7 protein-coding genes are annotated in these 14,357 nt (G+C 59.5%); all 7 read left to right on the top strand.

The window, feature by feature from the left end; all coding sequences use genetic code 11:
* Window position 1 precedes the first annotated feature (1 nt).
* The 7 genes from E3O06_RS11890 to E3O06_RS11860 are packed head-to-tail and all read left to right on the top strand — an operon-like array spanning window position 2 to window position 14,355.
* The gene (locus E3O06_RS11890) at window positions 2–628 is read left to right on the top strand and encodes a DUF1819 family protein (protein ID WP_134503605.1); all 627 of its coding nucleotides are present in this window, start codon (window positions 2–4) and stop codon (window positions 626–628) included.
* Complete coding sequence (locus tag E3O06_RS11885) at window positions 625–1,236, top strand: DUF1788 domain-containing protein (RefSeq protein ID WP_134503604.1); 612 nt, start codon at window positions 625–627, stop codon at window positions 1,234–1,236. The genes E3O06_RS11890 and E3O06_RS11885 overlap by 4 nt, the downstream gene beginning before the upstream one ends.
* Window positions 1,233–4,751: a BREX system P-loop protein BrxC gene (gene brxC / locus E3O06_RS11880; protein ID WP_241980122.1), complete on the top strand. Its 3,519-nt coding sequence runs from the start codon at window positions 1,233–1,235 to the stop codon at window positions 4,749–4,751. Before E3O06_RS11885 ends, brxC begins: the two co-directional genes overlap by 4 nt.
* 9 nt (window positions 4,752–4,760) lie before the next feature.
* The gene (gene pglX / locus E3O06_RS11875; protein ID WP_134503603.1) at window positions 4,761–8,279 is read left to right on the top strand and encodes a BREX-1 system adenine-specific DNA-methyltransferase PglX; all 3,519 of its coding nucleotides are present in this window, start codon (window positions 4,761–4,763) and stop codon (window positions 8,277–8,279) included.
* A 5-nt stretch (window positions 8,280–8,284) separates the two neighbouring features.
* Window positions 8,285–10,774: a BREX-1 system phosphatase PglZ type A gene (gene pglZ, locus E3O06_RS11870; RefSeq protein WP_241980121.1), complete on the top strand. Its 2,490-nt coding sequence runs from the start codon at window positions 8,285–8,287 to the stop codon at window positions 10,772–10,774.
* A 9-nt stretch (window positions 10,775–10,783) separates the two neighbouring features.
* On the top strand, window positions 10,784–12,955 hold the full coding sequence (gene brxL / locus E3O06_RS11865; RefSeq protein ID WP_134503601.1) for a BREX system Lon protease-like protein BrxL: 2,172 nt from the start codon (window positions 10,784–10,786) through the stop codon (window positions 12,953–12,955).
* A gap of 8 nt (window positions 12,956–12,963) precedes the next feature.
* The gene (locus tag E3O06_RS11860; protein WP_134503600.1) at window positions 12,964–14,355 is read left to right on the top strand and encodes a Shedu immune nuclease family protein; all 1,392 of its coding nucleotides are present in this window, start codon (window positions 12,964–12,966) and stop codon (window positions 14,353–14,355) included.
* Window positions 14,356–14,357: the final 2 nt, after the last annotated feature.

Genomic DNA, 14,357 nt, shown 5'->3' with positions numbered 1-14,357 from the left:
GTTGGCGAAAACTACCGACGCGCAGGACCGATACGCGCTGTCCTTCACCAGCGGGGGCCTCCTACTTCGCGAGGCGGATGTGGTCGCGTCAGTGTACTTGCGTGAGCGCAACTGGGGGACGGTCCGGCAGATCGCCATCGAGGGGAATCTCCTCCAGGCGCGCACGACCTCATCGAGCTTGCGCGTGATTCGTGAGACGATCCAGCGGCTCAGCGTCTTGGACGACCCTGAGCTGGAGCTCCTCGTTGATTCGAGTCTCACGGAGCGTTGCCACCTGATGTGGGTGGCAGCGTGCCGCCGGTACGAATTGATCGGCGAGTTCGCCGAGGAGGTTCTTCGGGAGCGATTCCTCTTGCTTACGCCAACACTCGACACCGGAGACTTTGAGCGGTTCTTTGCGGGCAAGAGCCTCTGGCATTCCGAACTCGACGAAATCAGGCCTTCTACCCGACGTGAACTACGCAGAAGCCTCTTCCGTATGCTCCACGAGGCCGGACTGTGCAGTGAAGGCGGCGACATCCTTCCGGCCGTACTGTCTGAGCGTGTTCACGACGCGTTGGCTGCTCGTACACCGAGTGATGTTCGTTTTCTCCCGACCAACCTGCCGACCGAGGTGAGTCCGCGATGAAGACCACAGCTGAGCGAAATCTCAACACCGAGGAGAACCATGTTTATGAGGTGCTGCGAAGCAAGCGGTTCCTCAACATGGAGGGCCTATCAAAAGAAGTGCCCTTCTTTATCTACCACTTTCCGCCCGTATGGGCGCTGGACGTGGAGGCTGCTCGCGACCGCGTGATGACCAAGCTCCGCAGCGATGACGGTCTCACGGTCATCGATATCAACCTGTACGACCTCGCCATCAAACTATTAACTGACCGCGGAGTATGGGAACGAATCTTGGAGCTTGAGCCGACGCAGGACAAGTACGAGTTTCGCGAGACGCTCCAGGGGATGCTCGATCCGCATGACCACCTCGCGCCCGCGATCCGCCAGCAGTTGGCGGAGAACCCGAGCGACATGGTCTTCCTTACCGGCATCGGCGAGGTCTTTCCCTTCATTCGCACCCACACCGTGCTGGAGAACTTACAAAGCGTCGTGGTCGGCAAACCGATGCTCGCCTGGTTCCCGGGAACGTACGAATTCACGCAGGCAAGCGGTCACCAGCTCCGCGCCCTCAATTTCAGCGCCCGCGACAGCTACTACCGCGCCAAGGACATTCTGGAACAGGAAGCATGACGATGACCCAAATCAACGAGATCTTCGCCAAGAACATCCAGCGCCCAATCGAAGGTGTCATCAAGGCCGATGACACTTCTCAGCTCAGCGTTGAGGTTGAGGAGTATGTCCTCACCAATGAGGCCGCTAAAGGTGTTGTGGAGACGCTGGAGGCTTACACGAACTACACCAACGCAAACGGCGTGTGGATCTCGGGCTTCTTCGGCTCCGGTAAGTCCCACCTCCTCAAGATGCTCGCCCACCTGCTGGGGGACATCGACGGACATGACTACCCGCGCGGCAAGGTGTCCGAGCATTTCCGCGCAAAGGCCGACGACGCGTTCCTCCCGGCGCTGATCGCTAAGTCCGACAGCATTGCGGCCAAGAGCCTGCTGTTCAATATCGATCAGAAGGCCACCCTGATCAGCAAAGATCAGAACGACGCGCTGTTGAAGGTCTTCGTCAAGATCTTCGACGAGTCCCGCGGATACTACGGAAACCAGGGCCACATCGCTCGCTTCGAGCGAGACCTCGATGGTCGCGGGCAGTACGAAGCGTTCAAGGACGCATTCGAACGCATCTCAGGCATCGCGTGGTCGCAGGGCCGTGAGCAGAGCGCTCTGGAAGCGGGAAACATCGACAAAGCGTTTGCTGAAGTCAACGGAAGCGCAAGCCCCGGGATCATCCGTCAGTACAGCATGTCGTACTCAGTGTCGATCGAGGATTTCGCTGATGAGGTTGCGGGCTGGCTCGCGCAGCAGCCCGACGGGTTCCGCCTCAATTTCTTCGTCGACGAGGTCGGCCAGTTCATCGGCACCAACACACAGCTGATGCTGAATCTCCAGACCATCGCTGAGTCACTGGCCACCAAGTGCAAGGGCCGTTCCTGGATCTTCGTGACCTCTCAGGAAGACATGGAAAAGGTCGGCGGCGACCGCACCAAGAGCCAGGCGAATGACTTCTCCAAGATTCAGGCCCGCTTCGCGAACCGTCTCAAGCTCACGAGCCAGGACGTTGAGGAAGTCATCCGCAAGCGTCTCCTCGCCAAGAACGATGCAGGTGGGGCGCAGGTCGCCGAGATTTACGCGGCGGAGCACGCAAACTTCAAGACTCTGTTTGACTTCGTCGATGGCGGGCGCTACCCGAACTACCGCGACGAAGAGCACTTTGTCGGCGCGTACCCATTCGTGAGCTACCAGTTTCCTCTGTTTCAGGCCGCGATCGAGGGAATTTCGGATCACAACATCTTCGAGGGCCGCAATAGCTCAGTGGGTGAGCGGTCTATGCTCGGCGTCGTGCAGGAGGTCGCGAGTGCGCTTGCCGACAAGCCGTTGGGGCAGCTTGCCTCGTTTGACCAGATGTTCGCAGGCATCCGGGCATCGCTGAAGTCAGCAAACCAACGCGCGATCTTGAATGCCGAAAGCAGCGGCAAACTTAGCGAGCTGGCGATCCGGCTGCTCAAGGCGCTCTTCCTCGTCAAGTACGTTGACGGTTTTAAGGCGTCGCCTCGCAACCTCACCGTGCTGGTCTACGACCACTTCGGCACCGATTTGACGTCGCTGTCGAAGGACGTGATCGAGGCGCTCGCGGCGCTGGAGGTTCAGACCTACATTCAGCGCAACGGTGATGTTTACGACTACCTCACCAATGAAGAGCAGAAGATCGAGCAGGAGATCAAGAACGTCGACATCGACTCTTCTGAGGTGTCAAAGAAGCTCTCGGATCTACTCACTCAGTCCGTCGTGAAAATGACGAAGGTTGTCTATTCGAAGAACGGTCAGAACTTCCCGATCGGTTACAAGCTCGATGGTCAGTCGATGAGTAAGCAGTACGAGCTGGCATTGCACTTCACGAGTCCCGATACGGAGTTCAGCTTGGAGCAGATTAAGGCGCACAGCGCCGGGCTCGACGAGCTGCGGGTCGTGCTTCCGGGCGACAGCGAGCGGATCCTCGCAGACCTGCGCCTGCAGCTGAAGACCGAGAAGTACATTAAGCGCGCGCACGGGAGCAGCCGCACGGCTATCGAGCAGACCATTCTGCAGGCGAAGGGCACCCAGAACGCTGAGCGCGAGAAGGAAATCGTCGAACGCCTCCGCGCCGCCGTCGGACGCACAACCCTTGTCCACAACGCAGGGGTTCTCGACGTGTCAGCAACCGAGCCGGTGGGTCGGATCAGCGACGGGTTCCAGCGGGTGATCGCCGCCACGTACACGAACCTTGCCCTGCTGGGCGGCAAGACGTTTAGCGAGCAACAACTCTCAACACTGGTCAATCCGCCCGACGGCGGGCTCATCGACGATGTGGCGAGCCTGCTCACAGTGCCCGGCGAAGATGTGCTCGGCCACTTGGAGATGCGCGGTAAGCGCCATGAGCAGGTCACGATGAAGCACCTGCTTGAGAAGTACACGATCAAGCCCTACGGCTGGGATCAGTGGTCGGTCGCAGCGGCCGTCGCCTACCTCGCGGGCGGGTCCAAAATTGAGATCACGCTCAACGGCAAGCTACTCAAGCGCACCGAGATCACGGGCGCGCTGCGCAATACGCAGAGCTACCCGAACATGGTCATCGCGCCACAGCGGGTGTTTGACCAGAAGATTGTCACCACGTTCCGCAAGTTCGTCGTCGACTTCACCGATGAGGGGGCGATTCCGAAGGACCCGCTGGAGCTTGCTCGCACCGGCAAGGAACTCCTCGACAAAAAGCTCGTCGAACTCCAGGCGCTCACCACGCGGTCGCGCTATCCCTTCATCGACCAACTCGACGAACCGGTCAGGGTGCTCACCGATCTGTGCGACCACGCGGTCGAATGGTTCATCACCGAGTTCCCTGGGGCGGACGAGCTACTCGATGCCAAGGACAGCGTGATTGATCCGATCAAGCAATTCCTCAACGGTGCCCAGCGAGGAATCTACGACAACGCCACAGAGTTCATGCAGGCTAACCAGTCGAATATCGGCTACCTGACCGTAGGGACGACGGATCCTGTCGCGCTGCTGCTCGAAGATCCCAAGGTCTTCCGTGGCGCCAGGATCAGCGAACTCGGCACCGCCGTCTCCGCGCTCGAAGGTCAGATCGCCGCCATCGTTGACGACCAGCGAGCAGAAGCGACAGGGGAGATCAACGCACGCTGGGAACAGGTGCCCGCTAGCAAGGCGTTCTTGGACGCATCCGACGCCGCGCAGCGATCGGTCACAAGTAAGGCGCTCGCCGTACTTGCCCGGGTGCAACGTGAGACACAGATCCCGGTCATTCGGAATGTTGCAGCAACGTTCGCGGACACGACCTATCCGGAGATCCTGGACGAACTCGTCGCCGCAGCACCGGCGCAGGAACTGCCAGAAACACCCGGCGCGGGCGCGGGTACCCACCCCGCACCGGCGCCAGCCCCATCGAAGCAAACCATCGCAATCAAGCGCCTTGCACTGCCGGGAGCCGGCCGGGTGTTGGAGAACGCGGACGACGTCGATCGCTATCTCGACCAGCTCCGCGAGACATTGCTCTCCACGATCAACGACAACAAGCGCATCGCGCTCTAGGAGAGATACATGGACACCAAACCCTTAGAGCGCTTCGCCACCTGGGCCCGTCGCGAACTCATCAACGCGGTCGACGCACAAACAACCGCCGTGCTCGCCGTCGGATCGATCGCGCGTAGCGAGCGAGCCGAAATCGTCAAGAAGCTCGAAGCCGAGATCGGACGCCACGGCCGCCAGAATATTGTCGACAAGGTCGCCTACACCTGGTTCAACCGCATCATTGCGCTGCGCTTCATGGATGCCCGCGGCTATACCGACGCTGGGGTCGTCTCACCCGCTCAGGGGCAAGCGCACGGGCAGCCTGAGATCCTCTCCGATGCCAAGCGCGGCAACCTTGACACTGATGTTGTGACGACCAGCCGCACGGCCAACGCGATCATCGGCCTCCTCGACGGCACACGTCGCAGTACCGACGCTGAGGGTGAGGCCTACGCGCTGCTCCTCACCGAGTACTGCCGCCACTGGCACAAGCCGATGCCGTTCATGTTCGAGCGCGAGGGCGACTACACCGAGCTGCTCGTGCCCGCGAACTTGCTCGCCGACGGCGCGATACTTGCGCGCGCACGCGAGGTCCTCACCGAAGATGTATGCAACGACGTCGAGGTGATCGGTTGGCTTTACCAGTTCTATGTTTCCGAGCGGAAACACGAAGTCTTTGACGGCTTCAAGGCAAAGGGCAAGGCGCGCAAGCTCGCAGGGTCAGAGGAGATCCCCGCGGCCACCCAACTTTTCACCCCGCACTGGATCGTCCGCTATCTCGTCGAAAATTCCGTCGGTCGCTTGTGGATGTTGAACCGACCGTCCTCACGTCTCGTCGACCAGATGGAGTACTACATCGCTCCAGCCGACGACGATCCCGAATTTCTCAAGATCAGCAAGCCCGAAGAACTAACGGTGATCGACCCGGCCTGTGGCTCGGGCCACATGCTTACTTACGCCTTCGACCTGCTCTACGCAATATATGAGGAAGAGGGTTATGCGCCCTCCGAAATTCCCGGCCTAATTCTCACTCACAATCTCCACGGCACCGAGATCGACCCGCGCGCGGGTTCGCTCGCCGCGTTCGCGCTCACAATGAAGGCGCGCGCCAAACAACGGGCTTTCTTCAACAAGCAAGTTGAGCCGAGAATCTGCGTGATCGAGCCCATGTCGTTCGGCCCTGAGGCGCTGGAATTCCTCGCAAGACGGGGAGGTAACCGTCAAGAGGAAGAAGCCTTCTGGAATCAGTTCGATGAGGCTGACACGTTCGGGTCGCTCCTGCAGCCTGACCCTGCTTTGACCTTCAGCCTCGCGACGCATCTGAAGTCACTCAACGATAACGGTGACATTCTCAAGTCCGATGCAATCCAATGGGCGAATCGAGTCCTTGCTCAAGCTGAGTACCTCACGGCGAGGTATTCCGTCGCCGTTGCTAACCCTCCGTACATGGGCTCTAAGAATATGGCTGCGATGCTCGTAGCGTTCGCGCAGGATCGCTACCCCGATTCGAAGGCTGACCTCTTCGCCATGTTCATCGAGCGGTGCCAGAACTTGGTGAGCTCCCATGGGGGGCTGGTCGCAATGATCACCATGCACTCATGGATGTTCCTGGCGTCTTTCGAGAAGCTCCGAGCGAAGCTTCTCCGGGACGCGCCCCCGACCACGATGGCACATCTTGGTGAGCGCGCGTTCGACTCGATTGGCGGTTCGGTAGTCTCGACAACGGCCTTCGTGCTCCAGATGGGGCGAGGGCAGGCGAATGAAGGTGTATATCTCCGCCTGATCGATGGCAGGAACGAAGCAGAGAAGGCGGCTTCCGCTCGCATTGCGATCAAGGGTCTAGCGGACCAGGAACTCTACCGGGTTCAACCGCGGTCGTTCATCGCGTTGCCCGGGGCGCCACTGGCCTACTGGTTTCCTGCCACTCTGCTGGAAGCCTTCAGAACCGCACCTTCGCTAGACACAACCGCTCGCGCGGCAAAGGGTCTCGTCACCGCAGACAATGCGACGTTCGTTCGGCAGTGGTGGGAGACGTCCCGTTCAAGGATTGGCTTCGGGTATGCCGACAGAGCAAGTGCCAAGACGTCGGGAATGCGCTGGTTCCCATACGCGAAAGGTGGCGATTTTCGGAGGTGGGCAGGAAATCTGGAGGCAGTAGTCAATTGGGAAAAGGACGGGCATCTCATCCAGACAACTTTGACGGACGACGGTTCCCGTGTGCGCGCGACCAACTTCAATCTCGACCGGATCTTCAAGCCAAGCATCGCCTGGACAGTCGTGACGACGAATGATCCGTCATTTCGGAAAGTCGAGGCTGGATACCTTTTCGACGCTGCCGCAGGACTTTGTCAGTCGACGGACGACGACTACACGCTCGCGCTCTTGAACTCGTCGTCTGTGAAGCAGGTTCTCGCGGGCCTCAACCCGACGATGAACCTTCATCCTGGTTACCTCAGTGCGGTTCCCGCGCCAGCGGACAATGCGCGCAACACTGTGCGGACAGCCGCTACTCGTGCGGTTGAACTTTCCCAAAAGGACTGGACCGCTCAGGAGCGCTCATGGGACTTCGAATCGAGTCCGCTTGTCGGACGAGGGCCTTCGCTTCCTGCGGCTATCGATGATGCGCAGAACACGTGGTCAGCATGGGTCACAGAGTTGCATTTGATCGAACAGCAGAATGACCTCCACTTCGCAAAGCTGTTTGGTTTCGATGGTGAGGTTGAGGCGGCGCCGATGAATCGTGTCTCGCTGGCCGTGAACCCGAGCTTTACCTACCTTGGACTTCCCTCTGAGCAGGCGCGCAACGTGCAGCGTGACGACGCAGTCCGTGACCTCGTTTCTTTCGCAGTTGGCTGCATGTTCGGGCGTTACAGCCTTGACGCGCCGGGTTTGATCCTCGCTGACCAGGGTACGACGTTGAAGGACTACCTCACTAAGGTTCCCGCCCCGTCATTCATGCCAGACGCGGACAACGTGATCCCCTTCGTTGACGATGGATGGTTCGAGGACGACATTGTGGAGCGGTTCCGCCAGTTCCTCCGAGCAGCGTTTGGTTCCGAGCGTTTCGAGGAGAACCTGCGTTTCGTTGAGGAGTCACTGGGGGTGAAGACCCTGCGTGAATATTTCATCACGAAGGCGGGCAAATCCAAGTTCTACGACGATCACGTACAGCGGTACAAGAAGCGTCCTATCTACTGGATGTTTTCAAGCCCGAAGGGTTCTTTCAATGCGCTGATTTATATGCACCGTTACACCCCGTCTACGGTGTCGACGGTTCTCAATGAGTACCTGCGTGAGTATCGCGCCAAGCTAGAGGTTGCGCTTGCCAACGCTGAACACGGCGCGGCTCGCGATGGTGCTCCGAAGGATCAGAAGGACGCCGACCAGCTCCGCAAAGTACTCGCGGAGCTGCGTGACTACGAGCACGACGTGCTCTATCCGTTGGCCACCCAGCAGCCCGCGATCGACCTCGACGATGGTGTGAAGGCGAACTACCCGAAGTTCTACCCGGCGTTGAAGAAGATCACTGGGCTGGAGGCTGCAGAGTGAGCAAAGTGGCTTCAATCAAAGAGCACCTTGCCGCACGGTTCGACCGGCACAGGCTGGTGATCTGGCGCGACCCTGATGGCAGCTACGCCGACGATCTCGACGCGCAGACTCCGCCCGACGTGACAGCGCTGCGCGTCGCGAACGATGAGTTTGCGATCAAGTACCGGGTGCTGCGGGAAGAGCCATCAGCGAAGTTCTTGCTGTATCGCCCTGGTTTCGTGGCCGAGGGGGCAGACAACTGGTTGCTCGACTTGGAGTTGGCATACGGCGCCTTTAGTGCCGACCGAGGTGCGCTGATGCGGACAGATCTCGGTATCGCCGCACCCGGTGCCGACGAGCTGATCGCTGCGCACAAAACGTTCTTCGGCAATGCCAAGTCGGTAGCCAAGCTCAAAGCCCTGCTCCGCGACGGAGAAGACCTTGTTACGGTGCAGGCCAAGATGTGCGCCGTCGTGCTTGGGCAGAAGGAACACAGCTTCTCGGAACTCACTCGCACACTCTTGATCCAGCACGCAAGCGATGAGGCTTCCGGCTACGACGCACTCGTCGAGCAGGATCTGGCCAACTTTCATTGGGGTGGAGCGGAGAAGATCTACGGCTACGAATCTGATTCGCCGAGCATGGCCGGTTGTGTCCTCTGGATGTTCAAGCAAGCCCAGGGTGGTTTCGCCGCGTCGACGTCGAACGCGGCACGCAACCTCGAGATCGACTTCCGCAGTTTCCGCGACAACCGACAGAGCACCAGCGCGTTGAAGACGCTTGCCAAGCAGGCTGAGAAGGACCTTGACTACGCCGACGAAGCATCCTCGGCGTCGCTGATTGATCTTGTCGCCACGGACACTTTCGATGCGGGCGAGAAGGAGATCATCCGTCGATTGATCGGCGGAATCTCTGCCCAGACGATGTCAGCTCGCGACCTCGCCGAGACGATCCGAACTCGACGCCGTGACAGCGTGTGGTTCGAAGATTACGCAACACTGTATGCCGCGCTCAGCGCTGCTGCGGAGCTGATCCCGGCGATCAGGTCCACCCGGCTCGACGTGTCCAGCTTCGATGAGGGAATCACTCGATACCGCGATGACCTCTATCGGATTGACCAGCTGTACCGCCAGTACACGTACGCGGTGCAGACGGCGGAGTTCAAGCAGCCGCTCGAGATGCTGACCGAGCAGGTCGAGAACGCCTACGTCACCGACTTCCTGTTCAAGCTAGGCACGAGTTGGCAGAGCCAGGTAGATGTGGTGGAGCGGTGGAGGACGCCCTCGGTAATCTCGCAGAGTTCGTTCTACAGCCAGTACGTCGCGCCGATTGTGCGCGGCGGACGGAAGAAGGCCGTCGTGGTGATCTCGGATGCCATGCGGTACGAGGTCGCCCACGAGCTGCACTCACGCATTCGTGGTGAGAACAAGTTCGAAGCCGAGATCGAGGCGATGATCGGGGTGCTCCCGAGCTATACCCAGCTTGGGATGGCATCGCTGCTACCGCACAAGACGCTCGCGCACTCAGAAAACGGTGACCCGGTACTGGTCGATGGCCAGCGCTCGGACGGCACGAACAACCGGAGCAAGATCCTCGCTGCCGTTGGTGGAACCGCCATCCAGGCCAAGGACTTCTTGAAGATGAAGCCCGCTGAACGGCGTGACCTCTACGGGGCGAACCAGGTGCTCTACGTTTACCACGACACCATCGATGCGACTGGTGACAAGGCGGTCTCCGAGCACCGTACGTTCAAGGCCGCCGCCGATGCGATTGAGGAACTCGTCGGGATCGTGAAAGCGCTCGCCAGCGCGAACGCGACGAACATCTTCGTCACGGCCGACCATGGGTTCCTCTACCAAGAGAGCAAACTGCCACCGCAGTTCAACCTCACCGTCAAGCCGCAGGGCGACGCAATCATGGTCGAGAACCGTCGCTACGTGCTTGGGCGTGGCCTCAAGGATGACCCGGCGTTCCGAAAGTTCCTACCCGAGCAGCTTGGACTCATTAGCGATCTTGAAGTCCAGATCCCAAACTCGATCTGTCGCATCGTTAAGCCTGGCGCCGGGTTCCAATTCGTGCATGGTGGTGCGTCCTTGCAGGAAATCGTGATTCCGGTGATCACGATCAACAAGGGACGCTCTGATACGGTCGAGCCGGTCAACGTGGACATCCACCCAGAGACTAACAAGGTAACCACCGGCCAGGTCGTGATCAAGTTGTACCAGTCGATGCCAGTGACAGACCAGCGCACGGCTCGGAATCTGCGGGCGGGCCTGTACTTCGGCGACATGTTGATCTCGAACCAACCCGAGCTGCTGTTCGATACCGAGAGCAAGGAAGGGCGCGACCGGTTCCAGACTGTGCGACTGCTGCTCAGTAAGGACGCGGAAGAGGCCAACAACCAGGCAATCGAGTTCCGTCTCGAACAGCCAATCCCGGGTACTGGCTCCTGGAAGAAGTACAAGAGCGCGCCGTACACGATCAAGCGTTCCTTCACCTCGGACTTCGACTTCTAAGGACTGCTGATGAGCGACGACATTGAACTTTCTCCGGCAGCGCCTGCAGAGGAGCCTTTCGCACCGGCGGTCCCTGGGGGTGGCGCGCAGCCGAGCGAGCTGGACCGCAAGATCAACGAGCACTTCGCAGGGGCGGTGGTTCGCAAGGACCTCGTCAAGGCGGTCAAGGGCAACGCGATCGTTCCGTCATACGTTTTGGAGTACCTTCTCGGCCAATACGCGGCATCCGACGACGAGGCGACGATTCAAGCGGGCATCGACCGCGTCCGCGACATCCTCGCCCAGCACTATGTGCATCGCAACGAGTCAGAGTTGGTCAAGTCAAAGATCAAGGAGCGCGGGCGCTACCGAATCATCGACAAGGTCAGCGTCACGCTGAACGAGAAGGATGACGTCTATCAGGCCTCGTTCGCGAACCTCGGGATCAGCAGTGTCGTCGTCGATTCAGCTACCGTCAACGCGCACCAGAAGATGCTCGTCGGCGGGGTCTGGTGCCTGTGCGATGTTGAGTATTTCCACTCCGATGATGCGCGGGTCTCGCCATGGATCCTCGGATCGCTCAAGCCGATTCAGATGTCGAACTTCGACTACGCTGGCTACCTCGCGTCACGGGCCGAGTTCACCACTGACGAGTGGATCGACCTGCTAATCCAGTCGATCGGGTTCAACCCCGAAATGTTTGGTCGACGCGCGAAGCTGCTGCAACTGGTGCGTTTGATTCCATTCGTCGAACGCAACTACAATCTCGTCGAGCTAGGTCCCAAGGGCACGGGCAAGTCGCACATTTACTCGGAGTTCTCGCCGCACGGGATGTTGATCTCAGGCGGTGAGGTGAGCGTCCCAAAGTTGTTCGTGAACAACGCGAACGGTCGCCTCGGCCTCGTCGGGTACTGGGACGTTGTCGCGTTTGACGAGTTCGCGGGCAAAAAGAAGCGCACCGACAAAGCGCTGGTAGACATCATGAAGAACTACATGGCGAACAAGTCATTCTCCCGCGGTGTGGAGACCCTTGGGGCGGAGGCGTCGATGGTGTTCGTCGGTAACACGTCGCACACTGTGCCGTACATGCTCAAGCACTCCGATCTCTTCGACGAACTGCCCGAGAGCTACCACGACCCGGCATACCTCGACCGTCTTCACTTCTATATCCCCGGGTGGGAGATCGACACGATCCGCAGTGAGATGTTCTCGGACGGGTATGGGTTTGTCGTTGACTACATTGCAGAAGTGCTGAAGTCCATGCGCAACCTCGACTATTCGGACCGCTACCAGCACCACTTCACGCTGGGGTCGGACATCTCGACTCGCGACCGTGACGCCATCCACAAGACTTTCTCTGGACTCATGAAGCTCATATACCCTCACGGTGATGCCACCGCTGAGCAGATCGAGGAGCTGCTGCGCTTCGCGATTGAAGGCCGCAAGCGTGTCAAGGATCAGATCCTGCGGATGGACTCGACCATGGCGCCGGTCAACTTCGGCTACAACAGCATGGCCGGGGAATGGTCCAACGTCACCACGCTCGAGGAGGAAGAGTATCCGGGAAATTACCACCGGCGCGCATCCGGGGAACTGGCAACGGACGCGGCTCACGAAGGTGTTCCATTCGTAGCGGGTGTCGGTCCCTCCACTGTCGCTACTGTGGCGCAAGTGGAACCTGGGAAGGAGGAGCTTTTCCAAGGTCAGCGAGACTTCCAAGAGAATCAGCGCGGTGTTTCCTACGACACGCTGCTCATGCCGTACCTGGCCGGCGCCATCGAGATTGAGCTTCATGACCCTTACATCCGCATGGCGCACCAGGGACGTAACCTCGTCGAGCTGCTCGCCGCGATCGCGGCGGCGAAGGACCCGGCCGATGAGGTGACCTTCCGACTCTTTACGGTTCTTGACGCTGACCCCGAAAACCAGCCGAAACAGCTTCGGATGCTCAGCGACATCGTGCAGGGCGCGGCGCAGCAGGGCATCAAGGTTGATATGGCGAAGGATCCTGGCGGCCACGACCGCTGGATCCGTACGGACAGAGGCTGGCGGATCAACCTTGGGCGTGGTCTCGACATCTTCCAGAAGGCCGATGGCGGCTGGTTCGACTTCGGCACGAGTCGCCAAGAGTTCCGTCAGGTGCGCGCGTTCGGCGTTACTTACATTCTGGACGCACTGACTCCCGCTGCAGAAGGGAACTGAGGTCAAGCGTGGCTCGATTCGGGAATGACCAGACTGACAACGGTCGCCTCGACGTCCGGACCGCAGCGACGACTGGCCGGGTCGAGGCATACTTCATCCCGGCGGTGACGCCTGATGAAGAGTCAGCAGCGAGTCAACGCCTGTCTGAGGGAGTGAAGCTGGTGGACTTCGATCCCAAGTCGGGAGTCGTGAAGATTCATCCCATCAATACGCTCGCGACTCACAGTGGGTACCTCGGGCCGAAGTATGAGCAGGTTTGCACGCTCACCTTGGAGACATCGCTCCTCGAGGACTACTACGAAGACTCCGAATTGGAGTCGATCCTTGAGACGCTGGCCCCGGGGTTTGTAAAGGACTTCGCTTACGGCTTGGGCTTGCTCCAGGACTGCAATCGACTCATCCGATTGATCGAAGCCAACACTCCGTGCGACGAGATCGTCTTTGCCGACGGGAACAGCGCCACGATCGACGGCACGAAGTTCATCCTCGGCCTGTCGCGGTTCGCCGCCATCTGGTCCGAGATAGGCCGGATCAATGACCGCGGCAATCGAGCCGCAGGCCGAGTGAAGGATGTCCTCGTTCACAACGACCTCGCTGCGACGCTTGGTCTCTCGGCAATGGAGTTCTCTCTCGGGCGACATCCAGACTCGCGTGTAATTGCTCTGGCAGCTGACGGAATCGAGGAGCTGAGTGAAGTCGAGCGTGACGCTCTGATTGGTGCAGTTGCTTCCGAGTCGGCAGCGATCGCAGCGAGTTCACCTCAGAAGTTCCAGCAGCTCAAGCGTGACATCGAGCTTGTCAGTCTTGATCGTCTTATCGAGGCGTACGCGGATTCATTGGGAGAACGCAAGACCGAGCGCTACTGGCAAACTTTCTTCGACGACAACGCGTTTGCGCTGCAGCAGGTCTTTGGCGTGCCGATGGTCAGCGTTCGCTCCGGGGCAAGCGTCGGTGGTCGTGGGCTGTCGGGAAGCGGCGACAAGATCGCCGACTACTTGTTCAAGAACTCGCTCACGAACAACGTCGCTTTGGTGGAGATCAAGAAGCCAACTACGCAACTGCTTGATGCTCGCGAGTATCGACAGGGCGTGTACGGCCCATCGAAGGAGTTGAACGGTGCGGTCACTCAGGTGCTCGACCAGGCGTACAACCTGACCAAGAGCCTTCTTGGGTTGAAGGAAAGCTCCCGGCAGTGGGACCTGGAGTCCTACGCAGTTTCCTGCTTCGTCGTTGCTGGACGCACCCCCTCGGCCGACGATCCGGCAAGGCAGAAGTCGTTCGAACTCTACCGTGCGAACTCTCGCAGCGTGACCATCGTCACTTATGACGAGATTCTCGAGCGGCTCAGGCTTCTGCGCAACTTCCTCTCACCGGTCAAACCTTTGACCGAGGAAGACTGACC

Source organism: Cryobacterium glaciale, assembly GCF_004402535.1.
Classification (GTDB): Bacteria; Actinomycetota; Actinomycetes; order Actinomycetales; family Microbacteriaceae; genus Cryobacterium; species Cryobacterium glaciale.
The sequence above is the reverse complement of the archived record's forward strand: the minus strand, read 5'-3'. Positions and strand labels throughout refer to the sequence as shown.